Below are 4,460 nucleotides of genomic sequence, written 5' to 3' on the forward strand. Positions count from 1 at the left end.
GCTGCGGCGACCGGCCTGGTCGCATGGCTGCCGCCGGGGCCCTGGCAGAAAGCCCTGGTGCCGAGCCTGATCGCGTTCGTCCCGTTGTGGATGCTGGCCGCGCTGTGGGCCTTCAGTTTCCGCAGCCCGTTGCGCGCCTGGCTGACCCTGGCCGGTTGCGCGGCCCTTGGCTTCGCCGTACTCGGCCTGCTGCGCCTGGCCGGCGCAGTGCAATGAGATCGACCGCATGAAATTCAGTTCACAGACCTTGCGCACGTTCACCACCCTGCACACCTGGGTCGGCCTGGTCGCCGGCTTCGGGCTGTTCGTGGCGTTCTATGCCGGCGCACTGACCCTGTTCCACCACGACCTCCCGCTGTGGCAGACGCCTGGCGCGGCAACCGCATTGCCGGCCGGCCTGGATGACGCCCAGTACCTGCTCGACGATGTTCTGGCCACGCATGCGGAAGCGCGTCGCCACGTCGGCATGACCTTCCCGGGCGCCGATCATCCCCAGCCGCTGGCCTACTGGCAGGCCGAAGATGGCAGCTGGCGCTATGCATGGCCGGGACAGACCGGCGGCAGTCCGACGCCACCGCAGACCGGGCTGGCCGAACTGGTCAACGAACTGCATTACAGCCTGGGCCTGCCGGTGGCCGGGATCTACGTGATGGGCATCGTCAGCCTGCTGTACGGCATGGCCCTGCTCAGCGGGCTGGTGATCCACCTGCCCAAGCTGCTGGGCGATCTGTTCGCGCTGCGCCCGGGCCGCAATCTCAAGCAGCAGTGGCAGGACGCGCACAACGTGATCGGCGTGCTCAGCCTGCCGTTCCACCTGATGTTCGCGGTGACCGGCGCCCTGCTCTGCCTGGTGTTCATGCAGATGGCGGTACTCGATCCCCTGATCTACGACGGCAAGGCGCTGCAGGCGGTACCGACGGCGATGGATACCGCGCCGCTGCGCGAAGCCAGTGGCATCCCTGCCGCGCCGGGCAGCCTGCGCGAACTGCACGCACGGGCGCTGGAAGTGGCCCGCGCGCAGGGTGTGGCAAATTTCGAACCGGCCTACCTGAAACTGGCCAATGGCGGTGATGCCAACGCGACCATCGAAATCACCGGCGAGGCCAGCGGCACGCTTGGCCCGCTCGGCGCCGTCGCGCTGGATGTCGAAAGCGGCCGCGTGCTGGCCAGCCAGCTGCCCGGTCAACGCGATGCCAACCACGCCACGCTCAGTGCCGCCTATGCCCTCCATTTCGGCGAATTCGGCAACGGCGTGGTGGTCTGGCTGTACTTCCTGCTGGGCCTCGGCGGCGCCTTCCTGTTCTATTCGGGCAACCTGCTGTGGATCGAGTCGCGTCGCAAGCGCCGTCAGCCGCAGCAGTCGCGCGCGGCCGTCAACATGGCGCGGGCCACGGTGGGCGTCTGCATCGGCCTGTGCGTGGCGATCTCGGTGGCCTTCGTGGCCGCGCTGGTGCTGGAGCGGGTAGCGCCTGCCCAGGTCGACCACGGCATCCGCTGGGCCTGCTTCATGACCTGGGCGGCGTGTGCGCTGTGGGCAGCCCTGCGCCGCCCGGCACAGGCAGCGCGCGAACTGCTGTGGGCTGCGGCGATCAGCACCGCGCTGGTGCCGGTGGCGCACGGCGCCCTCAACGGTGACTGGCTGTGGTTGGCCGCCGCACGCGGCCACTGGCCGTTGTTCTGGATCGATGCGATGGCACTGGCGATGGCCTTTGGCTTTGCCCGTCTGGCGTATGCGAGCCAGCGGCGGGCCCGCAACGGTGACCCCAACAGCGTGTGGGCGAACTGACCAAGCATGCTCGCAGCACGCGGGTTTACATGGGTTCCACGTAGCGGGCCACTTCGATCAGATTCCCATCCGGATCACGGAAGTACACCGACTCGATTGGCCCAAGCGCTCCGGTACGCGGCACCGGTCCTTCTTCAATCGTTACCTGCTGGGCCTGCAGGTGGGCCAGCACCGCCTGTACGCCCAGCTGGGTGATCAGGCACAGATCGGCGCTGCCACGGGTCGGCAGCAGCGCGTGGGGCTGCAACGGCGCGCTGGCCGGGTGCAGGTTGATCTTCTGCTGGCCGAACTGCAGGGCGACGCGGCCGGCGCCGAAGCGCACGACGTCCATGCCCAGCACGCGCTGGTAGAAGTCGCAGCTGCGGTCGATGTCGGCAACGGTAAGAACCAAGTGGTCCAGGCGGTCGATGATGATCATGCACGCAGCTTAGCGCTGCGTGCGTGGCGCCGATGTGCGGTTTCGGGCCACAGCGTTTGCCCGTCACCGCCGGACCGGCCCCCGACCGGAAATGTTGAACCGGTCAGTCGCCGACGCGGGCCTTCTGCCATGGAGCGAGCATGGCGTTGAGCAGGCTGGCCTGCTCATCGTCACCGGTCAGCTCCCACATGAAGACACCGGCCAGGCCCTGCTCGCGCGCGAACTGCGCACGCAGGCCGATGGAGCGCGGATCCTCGTAGCTGATGAAGATCTTCTGCGCCGGGTTGTACAGCCACGGGCTCTGCGCCTGCGGCTGCCAATGCTTCGTCCAACCCGGCTGGTCGAGATAGCGCGCCTTGATCACCCGCCAGTCACCGGCATCGGCCGGCGCGCTGTAGGCCTGGTACAGGCCGTCCGCCGACTCGCCGGTGACCTTGAAGCCGCGCCCGTAGAACGGCACGCCCAGCACCAGCTTGCCCGCCGGCACGCCATGCTCGCGGTAGTACTGCACGGCACCGGCCACGTTGTTCCAGCGCCGCAGCTCCGGCGCCAGCGGGTCGGCTGGCACTTCATGCAGGGGGGCATTGAAGGTCGACACCGACGAGAAGCCGGTGCCCATGTCGTAGCTCATCAGGTTGATGAAATCGAACACCTTGGCCAACGCGGGCAGATCGTAGCTGGCGGCGGGGTCGTAGGGCCCATCGGTCTGCAGACGGCCAGCGGCCAGCGCGGCGGTCAGCAGCATCGGCTGCCCCGCCTTTCTGCCGCGGGCATCCAGCGCCAGCCGGAAGGCCTGCGCAAGCTTGGTCAGGTTGGCACGGTCCTGCGGGCGGTGCTCCAGCTCCTTCGGGCCACCGCTGACCGGGAACTCCCAGTCGATGTCCACGCCATCGAAGCTGCCGGCATGACGCTCGAAGAACAACGCCATGCACGAATCAACCAGGCGCCTGCGGCTGGCATCGGTCAGCGCAGCGTCGGAGAATCCGCCCGCGCCCCAGCCCCCGATCGAAATCAACGTGCGCAGATGCGGATGCCTGCGCTTGAGCTCGGCCAACGCGGCGAAGTTGGCTGGCGCCTCGGCACCGATCGCACAGCGTCCGTCCTCGATGGTGGAAAACGCATAGAACAGATGGGTGAGTCGTTCGGCCGGGATGCTCGATACCGGATAGCGCTCGGCGGAACCGCCGGGATAGTACGCACCGAAGATCGGCGGTTGCGCCGGTTGCGCCTGCGCGGCAATGGGCAGCGTGCCGGCGATCAGCACTGCAAGTACAGCCAAGGTCTGGCGGAACATGGAAACTCCCGGGTCGAAGGCGCCGCCACGTTAGCAAACAGATCGGCCCGTGGTGCGGATGTCCGTGCATGTCGTCCGCTGGACAGTGGTGTGCCGCTGGAAGCTGACACGGTCGTGGCTGCACAACGTCGAAAGCACTTCGCTGCAGGACAACACACGACCCGCCTGAGCTAAGGTGGCGCTGGATCTTCACTGGCACACGGACATGACCGCAGACCACGACGCAGACGGCGAACTGCTGGACGACGAAACCCTCGAAAGGCTGCAGGCGCTGGAGGCCCGCGCCTATGCGGCCTTTGATGCGGGCGACCTTGCTGACGCAGCAATCCTGTTCGGCCAGCTCGTCGAATGGACACCCGACATCCCCCACCTGCACTACATGCGCGGGCTGGCACACAAGTACCTGCGCGAGTGGGCGTTGTCGCTGCAGGACAACCTCCGCTCCGAGCAGCTGCGCGATGAAGTCGATGAGGCGACCGCGTGGAATGCGGGAATTGCCGCCACCGGCGCCGGCGACTGGGCCGAGGCACGCCGGCAATGGAGCCGCTGCGGCATCACCCTCCCCGAGGGCGAAGGCCCGATCAACGGCAATTTCGGCATTGCCTGCGTTCGTCTGAATCCCTGGTCCAGCGGCGAGACCGTGTACATGCGCCGGTTGGATCCGGTACGTGCACGGGTGGAGAACGTACCACTGCCTGAGAGTGGGTTCCGCTTCGGCGACATCGTGCTGCATGACGGCGCATCCACCGGGCACCGGACCTACGGCGAGCGCGAAGTACCGGTGTTCAATGCCATGCAGCGCCTGCAGCAGTCGGACATGGCGACCCATGCCGTGTTCGTGCAGTGCGAAGGGCCGGAGGACATTGCCGCGCTGCGCGCAATGACGTTGCCCGGCATCGGCCTGGTCGAAGACTGGACCCATTCGGTACGTCACCTGTGCCTGCGCTGCAGCTATGGCACAC

General features: G+C 67.3%; 5 protein-coding genes. 3 read left to right on the forward strand and 2 right to left on the reverse strand.

The annotated features are described in order from the left end of the window. A partial coding sequence (locus tag AB4Y84_RS14185; RefSeq protein ID WP_442250314.1) for a hypothetical protein occupies positions 1–216 on the forward strand: 216 nt, incomplete at its 5' end. Between the two features lie 10 nt (positions 217–226). Then, on the forward strand, positions 227–1,786 hold the full coding sequence (locus AB4Y84_RS14190; RefSeq protein ID WP_223495899.1) for a PepSY-associated TM helix domain-containing protein: 1,560 nt from the start codon (positions 227–229) through the stop codon (positions 1,784–1,786). 25 nt (positions 1,787–1,811) lie between these two features. Here AB4Y84_RS14190 and AB4Y84_RS14195 read toward each other — a convergent pair whose 3' ends face one another. Next, the gene (locus AB4Y84_RS14195; RefSeq protein ID WP_223495901.1) at positions 1,812–2,204 is read right to left on the reverse strand and encodes a VOC family protein; all 393 of its coding nucleotides are present in this window, start codon (positions 2,202–2,204) and stop codon (positions 1,812–1,814) included. 103 nt (positions 2,205–2,307) lie between these two features. Continuing rightward, positions 2,308–3,498 carry a glycoside hydrolase family 18 protein gene (locus AB4Y84_RS14200; protein ID WP_312111594.1) on the reverse strand — a complete coding sequence of 397 codons (1,191 nt, stop codon included), beginning with the start codon at positions 3,496–3,498 and terminating at the stop codon, positions 2,308–2,310. Positions 3,499–3,703: 205 nt separating this feature from the next. Between AB4Y84_RS14200 and AB4Y84_RS14205 the strand changes: the two genes are divergently transcribed. Then, positions 3,704–4,460: hypothetical protein (locus AB4Y84_RS14205; protein ID WP_442250315.1), on the forward strand; the 757-nt coding region annotated here is incomplete at its 3' end.

This window comes from Stenotrophomonas sp. 2YAF22, assembly GCF_052114665.1.
In the GTDB taxonomy this organism is placed as follows: domain Bacteria; phylum Pseudomonadota; class Gammaproteobacteria; order Xanthomonadales; family Xanthomonadaceae; genus Stenotrophomonas; species Stenotrophomonas indicatrix.

Excerpts from the sequence above, each read along its gene's own strand:
- AB4Y84_RS14190 (WP_223495899.1), top strand. The coding sequence starts at position 227 with ATGAAATTCAGTTCACAGACCTTGCGCACGTTCACCACCCTGCACACC.
- AB4Y84_RS14195 (WP_223495901.1), bottom strand. The coding sequence starts at position 2,204 with ATGATCATCATCGACCGCCTGGACCACTTGGTTCTTACCGTTGCCGAC.
- AB4Y84_RS14200 (WP_312111594.1), bottom strand. The coding sequence starts at position 3,498 with ATGTTCCGCCAGACCTTGGCTGTACTTGCAGTGCTGATCGCCGGCACG.